We start from the raw sequence: 17,679 nt of genomic DNA on the forward strand, positions 1-17,679 counted from the left end.
ATCTGAAAATAAACTATGTTTTTTTACAATTTGGTCTACTGTTAAAAGAGAAAGGAATCTTCTAACAACGTCATTATTAGGTAATCAGAGCATTAAGATTCAGTTGCCACTGCTAGGAAGGGACACACTATGGTTTTAGAGTCATGTCGTATCACGCTAACAAATCAACAAATTATGATTAGTCAATCAGTTGAGAGCTCTCTCTATCTTCTCGAGGCTGAAATCAACAATGGGATATCTGAAGTTAAAATTGATGCTGACGATGGTTTTCAGGTTCATTCGTATATCTTTGACTCCGTTGAAGAGTCTATTGAAAGCCTGATGAACCTCTAACACTCTAGCTATTATAAGTCTCTATAGAAAGATCTCTTTCAAATAGGTACTTAGCTATAGCAAATTCTAAACGCAACTCACTTGATGAGTGTTCTAACAGGGCATCGCTCTAAGGCGAACTAGGTCAGCAAGGGCGAAACATATTGTTCATTTTACATGGAAGTGAATTTATGAATCTTCTTCGAGCCATATTGCTGAGTCTTCTCGTTACACCTATTTCGAGCCTAGCAGCTAAACCATTAAACTTTGGGATTGTTCCACAGCAATCCGCTGAAAAATTAGCCAGGCAGTGGATGCCCATCCTCCAATATATTTCAAAAGAAATTGGCCAAGAGGTGAGATTTGCCACTAAGTCATCGATTCCTTTGTTTGAAAAAGAATTGTCAAAGGGGTCATATGACATAACCTATATGAACCCTTATCATTATACTGTATTCAGTCAGTCCAACGGTTATATAGCGATAGCTAAGGCAAAAAATAAGAAAATAAAGGGGGTTATCGTTGTGAAGAAAGAGAGTGATATATCTACGGTACAAGAGTTAGAAGGTAAAAAGTTAGCGTTCCCTTCCCCTGATGCTTTTGCGGCAAGTATTTTAAGTCAAAGCTTCTTGGCACAGAATAATATCGATATTGAACCTGTTTATGTACGTTCACATGACTCGGTCTACCATAATATTGCTCAGGGCAACTTCGTGGCAGGTGGCGGTATCTATCGAACCTTAAATGCTATGCAGCCTGAAGTGTCAGATAAATTGACGGTTTTGTGGGAGAGTAAAGGCTATACTCCTCATGCCATCGCGGTCGGCCCTCATGTTTCTAAAGACCTTAGAAAACGTATTCAACAAGCAATAACGAGTCTTGAGAATGTTCACCCTGAGCTGTTGTCTCCTCTTAAAATTAAAGGGTTTGAACAAGCAAAAGACAGCGATTGGAATGACGTTAGACTACTCTTTGCCGAAGAGTAACCTTATGAAATTCCAAACCAAAACCTTCCTCGGTATCGCTTTAATTGAAGTTTTTTTTCTCGCGCTTTTGGTCGTTTTTGCTACAAATTTTATAGCTGATTCGAATAGAGCTTTATTTGAAAGCAAGATAGAGACTACTTTAAATTTATTAAAGCTGAGTAGTCTCGATGCCTTGCTTACCTATGATATAGCGCGGCTGGAGAGTATTGCACAAAACGTAATAAAAGATCCCGATATTGTGTCTTTAACAATGAGTATCTCAGGCTCCGAGGTTGTTATCGTTGGAAATAGAGATGCTTATCATACTGACTCGATATTGATTGAAGGAATGATTTTTAAAGGAATGGATGTTCACATAGATGGCATGGTTATTGGTCGGATAGACGCCATTTTTGATGAACGCGCTATCTTGAGTCACATAGAAAGTTCGAGTCAGTATTTAATTATGATAGCGAGTATCGAAGTCGCATTTGTTGCTATCGCCTCTCTATTATTCAGTCGGTTATTGGTAAAAGAGCTACGTAAAGTCACTAAAGCCATTGAAGGTATCGAAGTATCTGGCCCTGGCTTGACCCTTAGCTATGAAAAGAATGATGAGATTGGTCAGGTGATTTCAGCCTTCAATCGTATGTCTGTGGAGATGAGAAAACAATATGTCCAGCTTTCATTAGCTAAGGAGTCGGCTCAATCAGCCAATAGAGCTAAAGATGACTTCTTATCGGTGGTAAGTCATGAGATGAGAACCCCACTAAATGGGATTTTAGGGATGGCACAAATCTTGGGGGAAGGAGTCGATGAGGCAAAGAAAGAGCAAATAAGCATTATTGTCAGTTCTGGAGAGCATTTACTTCTCATCATTAATGACATTCTCGACATAGCAAAAATGGAACAAGGTAAGCTTGAGTTGCGCATTGAACCATTCTCATTAGAGGCTTTAGTTCAAGAGGTCAAGAATGCCTTTGATAACACTTGTAAACAAAAAAGTCTTGATTACGTTGTTACCACTGAACATATTGAGGGAACTTACCTTGCTGGAGACAACACAAGATTGAAGCAAGTAATATTCAACTTGCTTGGCAATGCCGTAAAGTTTACAAAAAAAGGAGCTGTCACATGTCACTTTCAATGGCTAGAAAGTGAATCAAGATTAACCATTACCATCACCGATACCGGAATTGGTATTCCTACTGATAAGCTTGAGACGATTTTTAAACCGTTCTCACAAGCCGATAGCTCTACCACCCGCCATTTCGGAGGTACAGGATTAGGCCTTGCAATTGTCACCCAACTCCTTGAACTAATGAGTGGGCAGATAGAGTTGGTGAGTGAAGTTAACGTTGGCAGTCAGTGTACTGTTACACTGCCAATGCCTTCAGTTATCACCAAACCGAACCGTTTCAGCAATGCACTTTCCACTCAAACTCATTGCTTCAAGGGGCGCGCTCTTATCATTGATGATAATCAGATTAATCTCATCGTAGGTGAACTTACCTGTAAGAAATTTGGCTTCGATGTTGATACAACGAGCCAAGCAGAAGAGGCTTTAAATCTCATAAAAGTAAATGACTACCTTTTTATACTTGTTGATCTTCATATGCCCGATATATCAGGTCTCGAATTAATAAAAATAATCAACCAAGTCGATGAAGTCCCTGTGTTATTTGGCTACACCGCAGACATGTCAATAAAATCGATTAGAGATTTTGAGCTAGCAGGTACTCAAGGGGTTTTACCCAAACCCCTTACCGATAAAGCATTTCGACAGGTGGTTAATAATTATTTTATGAACAGTATAAGTCGATCTAAAACGTAGAATAATGTTTTACATCGGACAAAAAGTACAGGTTAGACATCTCTTAAAGCAGCAAGACAGCGAATACGCTTTTGATGTGAGGCAGCAGAAACCTTAACTTTACATATTTTTACAGGGAATAGTTATGGACAAACAAAGTAGGCAGCAGATGGACGAGATTCTTATATTGGTAGGTCTAAGGTCTCGTCTTCTAAAGGTCGAATCGCGCAGCGGTTCCAGATTCATAGCATTTTTTTCTCTCACTTTAACTGCTAACTCATGATCATAAACACGCCAGAATTAACCTTACTTTTCCGATATATCCGAGTGCAGGTTGTTAGTGTATTAGGTGGAGAGCCTAAACATTGGCACTCAGATGAAGAGTTGGATGAATATTTAACGAACATTGATGAGAGAATGGTCTGTTTACTTCATGATTTGTTAGTAATGCTTGATTATGTATATACCTTGAAGCTAAACAATATCGACTTAGAAAACGAAGAACGCGACATCCTAGATGTAGCTCAAGAGCTAATTTTAGCAGTCAAATATCCAAGTCAACGAGATAAATGCCTCGAAAAATGGAGATGAAAAAGTGGCAGCAAAAATGGCAGCACTCATTGTAAATTGACGTTATTTAAGGGTGAAAATCGCCCAAGAATACTGTATTTATATACATGCAATTAATTTTAAGTTGTTGATTTTAATTGACATTTTTTGGTTTTCATTAGGTTCTACGGCATGTCTTAACAGTCTGCTATGGACAAGCACTCAGGTGGTGTTGCTAAGTACCGTGCTGCAGAAGGTAAAACTGTTTTACTTCCGTTCCGTGGTTCAGTTCACAACACAATTTCTGACATCCTTGGTGGTGTACGTTCAACTTGTACATACGTAGGCGCAGCAAAGCTTAAAGAGCTAACTAAGCGTACGACTTTCATCCGTGTACAAGAGCAAGAGAACAACGTATTCGGTAAAGAGTAATCTGAACGAATTCGAATAGTTTGAAAATCAAGAGCCGCTTTTTGAACTGACCCCCAATAGTTGGACACCAATTATTGGGGGTCTTTTTATGTCCAAATATAACCGAGAGCTAAAATGTATCATTGCTAAGCAATACTTAGATGGCACATCATCTCTCTACTTAGCAAAACAATATTCAATTTCTTCAAGACAGATACGGTATCGGGCTCAAGTCTTTACCATCCATGGTGCTAACTCATTTTTATCAACTAAAAGTGAAAAAAGCCCACTGTCAAACTGGATGAGAGTGGGCAAATTAGGTATTACTACTATTTCAAGCAAAGTATGCATAGCCAATAATACTAAACAGGTGTCATACTGACAACTGTCACTCTAAAAAAACGGTCAAAGTTTCATCAAAACATATGTAAGTTAAGGGTTTATATTTAAAAAGTTTGCATTTACCAAGTTTAATGCCTATCTAATAATTGATGCTGGTTCACAAATGAGGAGTGATACATGAATAAATCTCAGCTGGTTGAGCATATTGCAAAAAACGCTGAATTATCAAAATCAGATGCTGAAAGGGCTTTAAGTTCTACAATAAATGCAATTGTCGGAGCCCTGTCTGATGGAGGTGAGGTATCATTAGTAGGATTCGGGACGTTCAAAGTAAATGACCGTTCTGCTCGTATTGGTAGAAATCCAAAAACTGGCGAGGAGTTAAATATTCCCGCCGCAAAAGTCCCCGCTTTTAAAGCAGGCAAAGCCTTAAAGGAAGCCTGTAATCATTAAGATATTCACTTGGCACTATTAAGATAAATAACCACCTAAGTAAAACCCACAACTAAAGGTGGGTTTTTCCTTGGTAATACAGCTAACACCAATCGATACTAAGCACTCAACGAATATCTCAGCTTCATCTAGGTAAACACGTGAGGCCGTCAATTGGACACCTTCAATATATTTGCGGAGATCGGCGTCAGCACGTCTTTGGACAAAACCTTGTTAGCTTAAATGACTTAATTGCATCAAGATCAGGTATGAAAAAGTATCTTGAAACCATAGTCTCTTGTTATAAATACATTGCTTACAAGCATCCCGCTTAAATTCTCACAACACAGAGAATTACTCTTTGTCTAAATGTAGTTGGCAGTTGATCTTCTCGAAGCCAATTAGTGTCTTAGAATATATAAGGCTAACTGTAGCGGGCAGATTTTTCTCAATAATGTGGTTGTAATATCCCCGACAAGTTATGCTTTTCCCGTCATCAGAAACCACTACTAACGCTGCTCGGGATCTTCCAATAGTCGTTGACTTTGACTCAAGTATGCTCAGCCCAGTAGTCACTCTTTTATCTAGCTCAATACTTTGATCAATCGTCGAAAGTAAGAAAGTTGTTGCTACCCATAATAAGAAAGCAACTGTTGACTTCGAGTATTTTTCATACCAACGGTTTTTCTTGGGCCCATATTGTTTGAATGTACTGCTTTCAACCGGAGTCTGATTTCGAGACTGTATCCTAATAAATTTCACAGCAAATATTAAATAGATAACGACAGCAGATACAAGCATTACTACAGCAGAGTAAAGAAAATTATGGGTTACATCATAGTTAATCTCTGAAAAAACGAAGATATAAAAGACCAAACATATAGCTTCGCCTACAAACCAAAACTTCAATGTACTCTTCCTCACATTCGAATATGTATGCTTCCAAGAACCACCAGACTCAAAAGTAGATGGTATTTATCACGCCTTGTTAAGGTGTGAGGCACGCAATACCTAAGCATCCGCATACCACCTTAACCACTAGAATAAACGCATAGCAAAAATGCCACGCGTGCCGAATCACTCTTGAACAATTTGTTATAGCTTTTCTAACTTGGCAAATGAACTTGCAAGCAACTTAATCTCTCCGGTTTCATGAAGCCAAACATAAACTTCGGGCTTGAACTGTTCTGACTCTTTTAAGAAAACCATTTGATCACCAAGACCGTTACTAGCAATAGCCAATGCATGATGAGGAAAGTTGCCAAAACCAAAACACGCCTTGGTTTCTGCAATAATGTGGTTACAAGTACGAGCTAGCCTTTTTCGATCGGAGTTGTCCTTGATTGGGTAAAGCTCCCAGTCATCTTCTTCGGTCGTTGCCTCACCACCATTATCAGTCTTCATCGATTCACGATAATCATGAGGGAGCCTTGCACCAAGCTCCACCTCAGTATTAACTAATTGTTCTTCTGTTAAGTTGAATGCCATTTTTACTCCAAAACTATAACAGCTATATTAGACAGAAGAATTCTGTACTTAAATATAGAATTATTCTGTCTAGTATCTTAATGATGAAAACCATACATCTGTTTTGCTATGAATAACAATACTTTAAGTTCTACAGTTCCTTACCTACATCACTAAATACAGATTTTTTCTGTATATCATGAATTGAACGGCAAAATATGTTCCAGCCTGATGCACGAATAAGTGTTAGACGATTGGCCAGCAAGCTGTTGCCACAATAGTTCTCATGCTAAATTCATACGTTCTAAACACACTTTGGGGCACTTTCGAGCTAGAAAGTGCCACGGGTAAAAATTCAACCTGAGAAATTCTTGGACAAAATTAAGCCCGAAAGAACCTATTGTGCATCAAGTCCTTCCCTTACATATCGTCATTCTTTCGTAATAAACATTGCGAAAGCAATCTAAAGCTTTATAGCTTTAGTTGCAATCATTGTTGGTAAATAGTTTTCAATAATAAATCGCGGGGTTGGGTGTTCGTCTTCATAAAAACCAGCAATTACAAAACCGGAATTAATTTGTTCTCCGATTTGCTCTGTTAAAGTATGTCCAAAAACAATGGCCTGTCCTGTAGATAGCTTTTCTTCATATTCATTTTGGGTAAGACTAGTTTTATCAGAATACGGTATCGCATATTTAGGTTTTATGAGCCCTTGCTCTTCTAGCTTTTTATTTCTTTCGAAAATGAATAATACAGGGTTATAAAAACTAGTTAATAAAATCCCCTTCGTTTTAAGGACTCGGTAACATTCATTCCAAAGGTCTTTGAGATCAGGGATATACAAATTTGATATTGGAGAAATGATAAAATCAAATGTCTGCTCTTCGAAGATACTAAGGTTTCTCATATCTCCTTGAATAGTGGTAATGTTCAGTTCGTCTCGTTTAGCGACGAATTTATCTTTATTGAGCTGTTCTCGAGAGAGGTCATATACCGTAACTATTGCACCTGCTGCCGCGAGAACAGGAGCCTGTTGACCACCTGCAGAGGCTAAACACAATATTTTTTTGCCCTCTATACATTTCGGAAGCCAACTTTCGGTTAATGGTTGCTTTGTAATATGAACGGACCAGTTTCCCAACTTGGCTTGCTCAATTACTTCTTGCGACACAGGTTTTGACCAATCCGCTTCAGCTAGCGCGAATTTATCCCAAACTAAACTATTGTGATTTATGATACCTGTACTTATCTTGGGCATAAAGCCTCCTATTAATTAGGAAGATAGACGTAGAACTCAGTTCAATATGAACTTTTAAATCTTAAGCTGATTCTTTAATTTGTAGATATGAAAGATAGACTACGCCTACTGATCCTGTAAATCCGATGATTAAATGGATGAAACAGAATTAGTTGTTCATTGGCGTATATCCTTTAATGGAAGAGGTATTTTCTATGCATCCTATACCGAAATCTGACAATGTCAACTTCTAAGAAACGTGATTACCTTGAACTGATTTCAGTGGTTTAAAAGGATATAGCTTAAACTCAGACAAGATATGTTGAGATAGGTTTTAACTTGAATAGGGGCAAAAAAAATCTAGCCACTAATGACTCACCGAACTCGAAAACAGGTTGATGATCACCACGCCAGCCAAAATCAAAGCGATACCGATGACTGCGTTGATGTCTAGCTTTTGCCCGTAGACCAGCCAAGACAGTGCTGCGACCAGCACAATCCCTGCCCTACACCAAATCGCATACGCCACACCCAAAGAAATGGTTTGCACCGTTAGAGACAATAGATAGAAAGCACAGCCGTAGCCAGCCAATACTGCGACAGTCGCGGGCAAAGAAGTAAACTGCTGCGTTTTAGGTAATAAAGAAGTGGCGACAACTTCAAGCACAATGGCAAGTGATAGCATCACTGGAGGTGGGAGAGATAAAAGCATGTTCAAACCTACAACTAGAAAATAGGCGGCAAGCTTATGCTCTGTTTATTTCCAGAAAATGTCCCTTCTACCTAGTTACGGTATAGACTTTCGATAGATTCTCTTAGCAACACCTTTCCTTTCGCTACCCCTTCAAACCCCATCAATTATTACAAATAAGTAATAATCATTTTCCATTTAGAGGGATTATCAAAACCCGTACTCACACCTATACTAGCTCCAACAAAACGAGAGAGCGGAAACAATTAAGCTCGACTACGCTTAACGAGTTGAACTTAATTGCAAAGTTATCCGCTGTACTGACATATAAAGGAAGCATCCAATGACTATCGAAATCAAACCTGGTCAAACTCATATCCAATCTAAAGCTATGGTTGCTTGGAAAGCGGGCGAGCCGCTAAAGCGTGAAACGGTTGACGTTGAACTGCCAAAAGCTGGCGAAGTACTTGTTCGTATCGTTGCTACTGGTGTTTGTCACACTGACGCATTCACTCTTTCAGGTGACGATCCAGAAGGCATCTTCCCTTCTATCCTTGGTCACGAAGGTGGCGGTATCGTTGAAATGGTTGGCGAAGGCGTAACAAGCGTTGAAGTTGGCGACCACGTTATCCCACTTTACACAGCTGAGTGTGGCGAATGTAAATTCTGTAAGTCTGGTAAAACTAACCTTTGCCAAGCGGTTCGTGAAACTCAAGGTAAAGGCCTAATGCCAGATGGCACAAGCCGTTTCTCTATCAACGGTGAGCCAATCTTCCACTACATGGGTTGTTCTACTTTCTCTGAGTACACGGTACTTCCAGAAATTTCACTAGCGAAAGTAGCTAAAGAAGCACCTCTTGAGGAAGTTTGTCTTCTAGGTTGTGGCGTAACCACTGGTATGGGTGCGGTACTGAACACAGCTAAAGTTGAAAAAGGCGACACAGTTGCTGTATTCGGCCTAGGTGGTATCGGTCTTTCTGCAATCATCGGTGCTCGTATGGCTGGTGCAAGCAAAATCATCGGTGTTGATATCAATGAGAGCAAATTCGAGCTAGCGAAACAACTTGGCGCGACTGACTGCATCAACCCAATGAAATTCGACAAGCCAATCCAAGACGTTATCGTTGAGATGACAGATGGTGGTGTTGATTACTCATTCGAGTGTATCGGTAACGTAAACGTGATGCGTCAAGCTCTTGAATGTTGTCACAAAGGTTGGGGCGAATCTGTAATCATCGGTGTTGCAGGTGCAGGTCAAGAGATCTCAACTCGTCCGTTCCAACTAGTAACAGGTCGTGTATGGCGTGGTTCTGCTTTCGGTGGTGTTAAAGGCCGCTCTGAGCTTCCAGAAATCGTAAACCGTTACATGGCGGGTGAGTTTGGTCTTCAAGAGTTCATCACTCACACAATGAGCCTTGACGAAGTAAACGACGCATTCGAACTCATGCACAAAGGTGAATCTATCCGTACTGTGTTACACATGGACAGATAATTCTCCTTGGTCTCGGCACCTAGGTGTCGAGACCACAGTTCTGATTTAAACATCAGAGCGAAACTGTCTTCACCACCTCCTGCCCGGTGGGTGGTGAAACCTTTAGCTTAAGCTATAGAAAATCAAATACATTAATTCCGAAACCATCAACCTACGGAGCACAATAAATGACAATCGAAAACATTAGCCAAGCAAAGGTTGCTGGTGGTTGGCACAAACAATACACCCACTTTTCTGCAACGCTTGACTGCGATATGCGTTTCGCTATTTTCTTGCCACCCAATGCAAGCAAAGAAAACCCAGTTCCTGTTTTATATTGGTTATCAGGCCTAACCTGTACCGATGAAAACTTTATGCAAAAAGCCGGCGCATTTAAAGCTGCGGCTGAGCAAGGCATCGCTATTGTTGCACCAGATACAAGCCCACGTGGTGAGAACGTTGCTGACAATGAAAGCTACGACTTAGGCCAAGGTGCAGGCTTCTACGTGAATGCTACTCAAGCGCCATGGGACAGCCATTACCACATGTACGATTACGTGGTAACAGAGCTTCCTGCACTGATTGAGTCTTTCTTCCCTGTAACATCAGTGAAATCAATTTCTGGTCACAGCATGGGTGGACACGGTGCCCTAACGATTGGTATCAAGAACGAAGATAGCTACCGTTCTATCTCTGCATTTAGCCCAATCAGTAACCCAATGCAATGTCCTTGGGGCCAAAAAGCATTTAACCAATATCTAGGCTTAGATATTGAAGAGTGGAAGCAGTACGACGCCTCTGAGCTTCTAAAAACCAAAGGCACTAAACTGCCAATGTTGGTTGACCAAGGCGAAGCGGATAACTTCCTAATTGAACAACTGAAACCTGAGCAATTGGTAGAAGCAGCGAAGACAACCAATGCCGATTTAGAGCTACGTATGCAGCCAGGTTACGACCACAGCTACTACTTTATCTCTAGCTTTATTGATGAGCACATTGAGTTCCACGCGGCTTACCTAAACAAGTAGCAACACCTATTTAGCCCACACCTTGCAAAAGCGTGAGGTGTGGGCTTTTTTGTGCCTGCTGTTTGGCTGCAACTATCTTAAACAACGATTAACACTTTTAAACTCCAACGCTATACCAACACAAACAATACAAAGATAAAGGTACGAATATGAGCTGGTTTTTCTTGATGATGGGCGTAATGGCTGAAGCACTTTCTCACGTTGCACTTAAAGCCACTGACGGGTTTAGTTTGTCTAAGCCAGTGCCCGCATTGCTGGTGATCTCAGGGCACTTGGCAGCGTTTCTATTTTTGAGCCAAGCGATGAAGGGGATGCCTGTTGGTGTGGTGCACTCTCTATGGGCTGGACTAGCCATTTTGACAGTGAGCTTAATCTCGACCTTCGTTTACAGCCAACACCTGGACACAAAAGTTTGGATTGGCATGGGGCTTGTTGCCGCAGGCGTCATGTTGATCAACCTATCACAAGGCCACGCGCACTAATTTGCCCAGACGCTTTTAGATAGAAAGCGTCTGAAAGGTAAGTTATGAACAGTGCGTCAATTCGTTCAAATTTCCTAACAGAGTGGTGTCGCCTTCACTTATTCATACTCTTACAATCAACAAATCAAACCTGTTAACATAGCACCTTCAACATCACCTATTTTGAAGGTTGCTATGAAAGCAATTAAGACTCTTTTCTTCCTGATGGTTTTGGCTTGCGGCCTATTTACGGCTTGGCTATTTATTCCAATCCCTGCGACCATGGACAAGCAAACGCTCGATGTCCCACTGACGGAACCTTTCAAGCTTGTGGCATACCGCAGTAATCCAAATGATGCGAGCAAGCCATTTACTTACCACTACTATGTGATTTCAGATGTAGTTGGCGTTGACGACATGGACCCGTTTTTGATTACGACCGATCAGTTTGTGAAGCTTGGCGACTTCGACGAGAACACATTCAACCTTACGGTTAACGGCAAGATTGAGAGTTACACCAACGATTTGTGGATCAAAAAAACCGACGGCAAGCTTCAACACTGGTATGTCAGCGTTGATGCGAACTACGTTCGTTAGATACGAACTCAAATAACTCCAACTTTAAAACTGCGCTCTGGCGTCCAAGCCGAGCGCAATGTGCTCCTAGAGAACAATACGTATTCAGTCTATGGCGTTTGCTCACTTGCTCAAATATTGATTAAACTCAGTCATTGTACGCATCACTCCAGTGGCGATAATGAGTCGATTTCAACACTGCAAATAAGCAAGACAATGCAATCACTATTCCGAGCACCAAAGCACTACTATATCCACTAACCCCCGCTAAACTTGTGGCTAAAGAAGAAAAGACTATCTCTCCAAAAGTCTGTGTTCCCTGAAAGAAAGCAATGTTTGTTGCAGGCTGCAAAGTCTGCTGAGAAAAACGCATTGAATATGTATAGGTGCTTACCGCAATAAAACCCATCCCCAAACCTACAATGACAGATGTTAACCACACACACCATGCACCCAAAAGCCAATCTTCGGCGATCGCTATCCAAAGAAAACCACCGAACATAACCAACTGCAAGCCGAACAGCAATGTTGAGCGATATCCGCAACGCTTTATAAGGTTGCTAGCAATGAAACAACCTACAAGCATTACTAGCAAATGACCAACTCCTGTTAGCATTCCTACTTGCGACATAGACCAAGATAAGTCAACCAAGATAAATTTTGACAGCGCCATTGTGATGACTCCACACAAAGTGGCACATGAACATAGTACCAAAGTTGAAGTCGCTCTTGGGGCTTTGAAAAACTTGAGAAGGGATGCTTTTGCTGTTGTACTGCTGTGCTTCACTTTCGGCTCTTGCCAAGTGATAATTGGTATTAGACATACACACACTATTGCGGCCAATAGTAGTAAAGTCACCCGATACCCAACATATTCAAAGGCAACCATTGCAAACGGGCCCGCAATTAACATCCCGATAATAATTCCTGAAACCTGAATCGCATTCACTAAACCGAGTTGTGACTTCTCTGTATGATCAGCTGCTAAACCATCGGTCGCAATATCTTGTGTCGCTCCCACAATAGAAATGATCGCGAGTAATAATGTCACTATGGCCAAGTTCTGTTCAGTAACGTTAATCATCGCTAATGTTATCAGTGTCATTACCATCACCAATTGCATAGGTATGATCCATGACTTTCTTCGCCCAAGAGAGCCTAGCCAATTATTTTCCACTAATGGCGCCCACAAAAATTTAATGGCCCAAAAAATTCCAGCGAGCGGTACCATTGAGATCAATTCTAGTGGTAAACCGAGTGTTTTTAATAGTGTAGGAATAGCATGGAATGTTAAACCAATAGGGATACCCTGAACAAAATACAGACTACAAATAATGACAAAAAAGACATTGCTTTGTTTAGATCTAAAATTCTCACTCTCACCTTTAATATTGCAGCTTTCCATAAAAGTCCTTAATTTCATTTCTGTTCAATAGGTAAATTAATGTATGGTTTCTGAGAAACTAAATTATGCTTTACATATAAAAGAAAGTAAATGATAATTATTTGCAACAAGTGATTTGGTCATAACCTTAAAGTAATGGAAAATTTATCATCAGAATTTATTAATGACTTCAAATTTTTTAATTTTGATTATCAAGGTAAATCTTTAGATATAATGAGAATTAGTTTTTCTCCAGATAAATTTAGGGAAAACTTATTTTTTCACTTTGATATTGAATATCCAAATTCAGTCAGAGAGTCCGTACCCAAAAGAAAGAGGGAGTTTTTGGCAGGTCGGATATGCACCAAGTACTTGATAAAAAAGAATTTGGGTTACGCAATCGATGTTCCAATCTCCGCAGATCGTTCGCCAAAATGGCCTTGTGGATTAACAGGTTCAATATCTCATACCGATAATAGTGCTATTGCAATAGTGGGTAAAAAAGAACACTCAGACGACAACCTTTCATTTGGTATCGATATCCAGACTTTAATGTCTCAGCAACAGAGCAAAAGCATCCAACCACTTATTGCTGACATAACAGAATTATTGCTATTGAAGAAGCTTAATTACTCTAATGAATATTGCACTACATTGTTATTTTCGGCTAAAGAGAGCATATACAAAGCTATATACCCACATATTATGGAAATAGTCAACTTTGATGCTGTTAATTTAGTCAATATTAATCATCACAAATCAATCCTGACCTTTTCTACGTCCACGAACCTTAACAAAAACTTTAACATCAACAAAATTATCACGTGCAACTATCGCTATGACACCAAGAGAAATGAGATCACAACGCTATGCTTGTATAAACCAAGAAACTAAAAGCTGGCAAAACGTTATCTTGCCAGCTTTCTCTCAACAACAGAAAACTACGAAATAAAGTGCCAACTTTGAGCTTGCTGTTGAAGGTTCCAAAGCTCATTATAAAGAAGTTTATTTTGCAGCAAAGTGTCGTGCCCCCCTTGCTCAACGATCTTCCCTGAGTCTAAAACAACAATATGATCAGCGTATTGAACTGTTGATAACTTATGAGCTATTACAAGTACGGTTTTATTCTGAACTAAAGCTTGCATTGCAACCTGGATATCTCGCTCATTTTCAGGGTCTAGAGAGGCTGTGGCTTCATCTAAGATAACAAGTGGCGCATCTTTAAGAAGTGCACGAGCAATTGAAAGTCTCTGTTTTTCACCGCCTGATAAGTGTACACCACCAGCACCAATCTCGGTATCAAGCCCCTTTTCCATCTCTGACACTAAATTTTTGAGTTTCGCGAGCTCTATAACACGCCACAATTCATCATCTGTCGCACCTGGTTTAGCAACACGAAGGTTATTCGCCAGTGTGTCATTAAAAATATAATTCAATTGAAACACAATACTGACATGCTGAAGCCAATGCTCAACTTGCATACTTGCAATATCAACCTGGCTTCCTTGTTCTCCTATTGAGATTGAGCCTGAATCAAGCTGCCAAAAACGAGCTATCAATGACGCAATTGTCGATTTACCTGAGCCTGATGGGCCGACAAGTGCGGTTACTTTATTGTGAGGGAGAGTTAGGTTTAAACTATCAAAAAGCGGATCTTTTGAACCCGGATAAGTGAAACTCACATCATTAAAGGTGATCGCCATATTTGAAATCTGCGGTCGGCCTTGACCATGTGGCATAGTAGATAATGACAACACTTCATCAACTCGGTTTACAGCCAGATCTAAATAATTTAGCTCAGCCAAAAACATTGACATGTTAAGTAATGGCCTGAAAAAACGAACTGCTGCAATCAAAAATAATAATACTTCCGGTAAAGCTATTGTACGCTCTAACCAAGCCCAAGTAAGTACAACCAGCAACACAATTAAGCCTGACTCCACCAGTACATTAAAGCTGTATACCGGCCATACAGCAGCCTTCTCAGCTTTTAAGGCTTGATTACGTGTTGATGTTAAAACATCATTTAAACGTGAAAAAGCTTTCCCCATCATGCTATGTGACTTGAGTTCCTTTAAGCCATTCATATACTCCATTACGGCATCATTCAGTTGATGCATCAAATGCTGCATGTGACTCTGCCACTTCCTAGCGTAAGCTCGCGTTAGTAAGTAAGCGAAACAAGCTAATGGCAAGGTTGACATCATGGCCAGCCCCATTCGCCAATCTTTAGCTATCAAGCCTAAGGCAAAAAAGCACAATACTGAACCAGTGGCTATAATTGGTGCATACAAATGAGTAAAAATCCGCTCAATCATATCAATGTCTTTTAGCAAGGTGTTATTAACACTGCCAAAATCAGAACGCTGGAAAAAACCCATTGGCATTTTCCGTAAATGGTCACCTAAACGCTGACGAATTTGCTTTCCTGCATCAAAACCAATAAGAGAAATGTTCACGTGAATGACTCGTGCCAATAGGGCCCGTATGATCATCATGACAGCACATCCGATCACCAACAAAAATTGATGCTGTATATCTGGCTTATCGGCTAACATATCCAGCAGAATATAATAAAGAAAGCCATAGGGGGCAGAAGCAAAGAAAGCATCAAGCACTGTCAGAAATACAGTTCGATTTAAACCTTTCAGAGACGTACCGGTTAAACGCTTTAAGGTATTTATTCTCAACATGACTCTACACCCTCTGACACTGTCATAGTCTCTTGACCCTTTGATGATTGCCCAAAGTGCCAAGCTTTAGTTTCTTGGTGTGCTTCCCACATGGACTGATATAGCTCGCAGCCTTCTAGCAATTCACCATGTGTACCTTCTGACACTTTTTTACCTTTATCCATAACAATAATTTTATCGACATGAGTAAGCGTATTTAAACGATGCGCAATAACTAATACTGTTTTGCCTCGCATTAAACTTGAAATTGCTTGCTGGATGCGAACTTCATTGCGCGCATCAGCATAAGCCGTTGCTTCATCAAGGATCAAAATAGGCGAATCTTTAGCTATAGCCCGAGCAATCGCAATTCTTTGAGCTTGCCCACCACTTAAACTCCCTTGATCAACTATCGTCTCGTAGCCTTCTGGTAATGACAAAATAAACTCGTGAGCACAAGCTGCTTTCGCTGCATTAACTATGTCTTCATCGGAAAGCTCATCATTACCCATGCGAATGTTTTCTTTGATAGTCTGCTCAAAAATATAAACATCCTGAAAGACAAAACTAACAAGCGACATCAACTGATCAAATGGAAAATCTGTTATCAACTTATTACCGATAGTGATCTCACCACTCTGGTATTCAAAAAATCGAGGAATCAACTGAGCCGCTGTTGTTTTACCCGCGCCAGATGGCCCTACAATAGCGGTAATTTTTCCTTGCAAAGCAGTAAAAGAAACATCATCGACAGTACTTTTAATCGCTTTATTATGTCGAAACGTTACATGATCAAAAGTGATACCTGTATGTGCTATAGTTTGCTGTTGAGAGCCCTCACTCTGAGGAGTTATTTCACAGAAGTATTTTATCTTTTCAACTCCTTTTAGCATCTCACTGAACATACCACCAAATTGAATAAGGTTGTAAAGAGGTTCCATCAACCCCACGCCCAGTAATATAAAAATAAATAATGTCGATAGCGTTAAATCACCTTGAGCGTATAACCATACACTAACAGGTAATAAAAAAAGCAAACCAAGATCAAGCGATAACTTAAATAAAGATGCTGGCGTTTTTGTATCTAACAACCAATTCGTCACCAGTTTATGATGATCATTCACTGCATCTCGATATTTTTGATGCGAATCGACCGTCATGTTAAACGCTTTTACTACAGGTATAGATGCTACAAAATCGACAACACTAATATGCAAATTGGAAACGACTTTATGGTACTCATCTACTCTAACGTTGAAGCCTTTGAACATAAGAGCTTGTAAAACCAAAGCGATAGGTAAAGGTAAGAGAGCTATAAGTGCCAATCGCCAATCGATATATAACAAGAGCAGTGAAGCAACTAAAGGGCTCACAATCGCAGCAGCCATATCTGGTAAATGATGGGCAATAAAAGTCTCAATTCTGTCGACATCATCTGAAATAATTTTTTTCATTGATGCCGCAGCTTGTTTATTACTTTCACCTAATGATAACTGCCCTACGCTATCAATAATTTGTTGGCGTATTTCAAATAATAGTTGAAAAGCGGCTTTGTGCGACAATAATCCAGATGCTAGTTGCAACAGCATTTTCATCACTAATGCAACCGCAGCAAGTAAAACTAATTGCCAGACAATATAGGAGTCAACAATAGCGTCATTGATAAACCCATCAACCAAATGGTAAATTATAAAATATGGTACAACCGTAAATAAAGAATAAACAACGGCTAATACCATAGACGATAAAAGCTTACGGCGTTGGCTTGCAACCAATTGAATTAACCAAGAAAACGGCGTTCCTTTCATTTTTTTGCCTATATAAATAAGTAAATAAAAAGCGTAAAATCTCATTACGCCCCTAATAAA

16 protein-coding genes and 2 pseudogenes are annotated in these 17,679 nt (G+C 40.0%); 11 read left to right on the plus strand and 7 right to left on the minus strand.

What is annotated here, in order from left to right; translation table 11 throughout:
* Positions 1-129: 129 nt before the first annotated feature.
* From OCV52_RS19635 to OCV52_RS19655, 6 genes and pseudogenes are all read left to right on the plus strand, one after another.
* Complete coding sequence (locus OCV52_RS19635) at positions 130-333, plus strand: hypothetical protein (protein WP_008219412.1); 204 nt, start codon at positions 130-132, stop codon at positions 331-333.
* Positions 334-503: 170 nt separating this feature from the next.
* Positions 504-1,298, plus strand: a complete 795-nt coding sequence (locus OCV52_RS19640) for a phosphate/phosphite/phosphonate ABC transporter substrate-binding protein (RefSeq protein WP_137406873.1) — start codon at positions 504-506, stop codon at positions 1,296-1,298.
* Between the two features lie 4 nt (positions 1,299-1,302).
* A complete protein-coding gene (locus OCV52_RS19645) occupies positions 1,303-3,111 on the plus strand; it encodes an ATP-binding response regulator (RefSeq protein ID WP_137406872.1) in 1,809 nt (602 codons plus the stop codon).
* 702 nt (positions 3,112-3,813) lie between these two features.
* A pseudogene (locus tag OCV52_RS19650) lies at positions 3,814-4,071 on the plus strand (IMP dehydrogenase); the annotation flags it as partial.
* An 88-nt stretch (positions 4,072-4,159) separates the two neighbouring features.
* A pseudogene (locus OCV52_RS25600) lies at positions 4,160-4,324 on the plus strand (helix-turn-helix domain-containing protein); the annotation flags it as partial.
* A gap of 245 nt (positions 4,325-4,569) precedes the next feature.
* Positions 4,570-4,845, plus strand: a complete 276-nt coding sequence (locus OCV52_RS19655; protein ID WP_096993610.1) for an HU family DNA-binding protein — start codon at positions 4,570-4,572, stop codon at positions 4,843-4,845.
* Between the two features lie 333 nt (positions 4,846-5,178).
* On the opposite strand, the gene OCV52_RS19660 is transcribed toward OCV52_RS19655, so the two are convergent.
* The 4 genes from OCV52_RS19660 to OCV52_RS19680 form a co-directional block, all read right to left on the minus strand.
* A complete protein-coding gene (locus OCV52_RS19660; RefSeq protein ID WP_137406869.1) occupies positions 5,179-5,733 on the minus strand; it encodes a hypothetical protein in 555 nt (184 codons plus the stop codon).
* Positions 5,734-5,919: 186 nt separating this feature from the next.
* Positions 5,920-6,312 (minus strand): SMI1/KNR4 family protein, encoded by a 393-nt coding sequence (locus tag OCV52_RS19670; RefSeq protein ID WP_025539246.1) that lies wholly within the window; start codon positions 6,310-6,312, stop codon positions 5,920-5,922.
* Between the two features lie 442 nt (positions 6,313-6,754).
* On the minus strand, positions 6,755-7,549 hold the full coding sequence (locus OCV52_RS19675; protein ID WP_137406868.1) for a class I SAM-dependent methyltransferase: 795 nt from the start codon (positions 7,547-7,549) through the stop codon (positions 6,755-6,757).
* A gap of 346 nt (positions 7,550-7,895) precedes the next feature.
* Positions 7,896-8,240 (minus strand): DMT family transporter, encoded by a 345-nt coding sequence (locus OCV52_RS19680; RefSeq protein ID WP_137406867.1) that lies wholly within the window; start codon positions 8,238-8,240, stop codon positions 7,896-7,898.
* A gap of 322 nt (positions 8,241-8,562) precedes the next feature.
* Between OCV52_RS19680 and OCV52_RS19685 the strand changes: the two genes are divergently transcribed.
* From OCV52_RS19685 to OCV52_RS19700, 4 genes are all read left to right on the plus strand, one after another.
* Positions 8,563-9,711 (plus strand): S-(hydroxymethyl)glutathione dehydrogenase/class III alcohol dehydrogenase, encoded by a 1,149-nt coding sequence (locus OCV52_RS19685; RefSeq protein ID WP_137406866.1) that lies wholly within the window; start codon positions 8,563-8,565, stop codon positions 9,709-9,711.
* Between the two features lie 167 nt (positions 9,712-9,878).
* On the plus strand, positions 9,879-10,718 hold the full coding sequence (gene fghA / locus OCV52_RS19690) for an S-formylglutathione hydrolase (protein WP_008218063.1): 840 nt from the start codon (positions 9,879-9,881) through the stop codon (positions 10,716-10,718).
* 149 nt (positions 10,719-10,867) lie between these two features.
* Positions 10,868-11,200: a DMT family transporter gene (locus tag OCV52_RS19695; protein WP_008218062.1), complete on the plus strand. Its 333-nt coding sequence runs from the start codon at positions 10,868-10,870 to the stop codon at positions 11,198-11,200.
* A 174-nt stretch (positions 11,201-11,374) separates the two neighbouring features.
* Positions 11,375-11,776: a hypothetical protein gene (locus OCV52_RS19700; protein ID WP_137406865.1), complete on the plus strand. Its 402-nt coding sequence runs from the start codon at positions 11,375-11,377 to the stop codon at positions 11,774-11,776.
* A gap of 127 nt (positions 11,777-11,903) precedes the next feature.
* Here OCV52_RS19700 and OCV52_RS19705 read toward each other — a convergent pair whose 3' ends face one another.
* Complete coding sequence (locus tag OCV52_RS19705; RefSeq protein ID WP_137406864.1) at positions 11,904-13,178, minus strand: MFS transporter; 1,275 nt, start codon at positions 13,176-13,178, stop codon at positions 11,904-11,906.
* Between the two features lie 117 nt (positions 13,179-13,295).
* Here OCV52_RS19705 and OCV52_RS19710 point away from each other — a divergent pair, with 117 nt between their 5' ends.
* Entirely contained in the window at positions 13,296-14,033 is a 738-nt protein-coding gene (locus OCV52_RS19710) for a 4'-phosphopantetheinyl transferase family protein (protein WP_137406863.1), read from the plus strand.
* A gap of 47 nt (positions 14,034-14,080) precedes the next feature.
* Here the strand turns inward: OCV52_RS19710 and OCV52_RS19715 are convergent, their stop codons facing one another.
* Entirely contained in the window at positions 14,081-15,832 is a 1,752-nt protein-coding gene (locus OCV52_RS19715; RefSeq protein WP_137406862.1) for an ABC transporter ATP-binding protein, read from the minus strand.
* Positions 15,826-17,664 (minus strand): ABC transporter ATP-binding protein, encoded by a 1,839-nt coding sequence (locus OCV52_RS19720; RefSeq protein WP_240700656.1) that lies wholly within the window; start codon positions 17,662-17,664, stop codon positions 15,826-15,828. Before OCV52_RS19720 ends, OCV52_RS19715 begins: the two co-directional genes overlap by 7 nt.
* Positions 17,665-17,679 lie beyond the last annotated feature (15 nt).

It is taken from the genome of Vibrio chagasii, assembly GCF_024347355.1.
GTDB lineage: Bacteria > Pseudomonadota > Gammaproteobacteria > Enterobacterales > Vibrionaceae > Vibrio > Vibrio chagasii.